Source organism: Staphylococcus agnetis, from assembly GCF_002901865.1.
GTDB lineage: Bacteria > Bacillota > Bacilli > Staphylococcales > Staphylococcaceae > Staphylococcus > Staphylococcus agnetis.
Genome location: NZ_PPQF01000138.1, coordinates 1 through 826, shown reverse-complemented (window position 1 = coordinate 826; position 826 = coordinate 1). Strand labels below are relative to the sequence as shown.

Genomic DNA, 826 nt, shown 5'->3' with positions numbered 1-826 from the left:
GGTATACTATGCTGTTTGTTTACAAAGAAATCAACTATATCATGTATTTGGCATGGTTTTTACAAATGATTATTTTTACGTTTATTAATATTGTTTCTTATAATAAAGAAATTGTAACGGTTAAATTATTAAAAAATGAATAATGAGAGATGTTTTGTTCATAGATACATTTAATAAAAATTACGAGTTAATATTAAATTAAAATATTTAAAGGGAATTTTGATAATCTATTGCAAACCATAATTCAATCATTGGAGTTGGAAAATTTTGAACAAGCATAGGCCTATTGGTCATTTTGAAAATTTAAATAAAAATTTGAGGTATAAATTATGGAAGTCTGATGAAGGTATATTTTTAGTTGATTTACAAAAAAATATTCTTCCTTATTTGTTCCCAATGATTAATTGGTTGCCGTTAAATGCGTATAAATTAAGTGAGGAAGAATATCATTAATATGTAATTAAGAAAATGAATACAGACAATCGCTCAGCACTCGCTTCTATCGGAGCAGGTCTGGCAGTATTTCTTTCATCAGTATTAAGGCCTATTGTTAATAAAACAATGGATACGATTCAACTTTCAACAGCGAAATTAATAGTCATACTGTCATTCATTTTAGTTGCCATAGTGCAAATGATAATTTGGAAAAGGTCCGAAATTTCATGGTTTAAATCAAGTGAAAAACAATACAAACTAAGAATTCTTAATACGTTAAAAACTAAACTGCTCATTATTAGTGGTTATTTAATGGGTCTATTCGCATTATCTATGACATTAACCATTATCTTACTATATAATGATTTTAATTTTATTATTGGTATTATAC

The 826-nt window shown here is 26.2% G+C and carries 1 protein-coding gene and 1 pseudogene; both read left to right on the top strand.

The window, feature by feature from the left end; translation table 11 throughout:
• Nucleotides 1–143, top strand: a 143-nt coding sequence (locus CD172_RS13165) for a hypothetical protein (RefSeq protein WP_169925250.1), incomplete at its 5' end; no start/stop codon positions are given.
• A 124-nt stretch (nt 144–267) separates the two neighbouring features.
• A pseudogene (locus CD172_RS12225) lies at nt 268–826 on the top strand (DUF443 family protein); the annotation flags it as partial.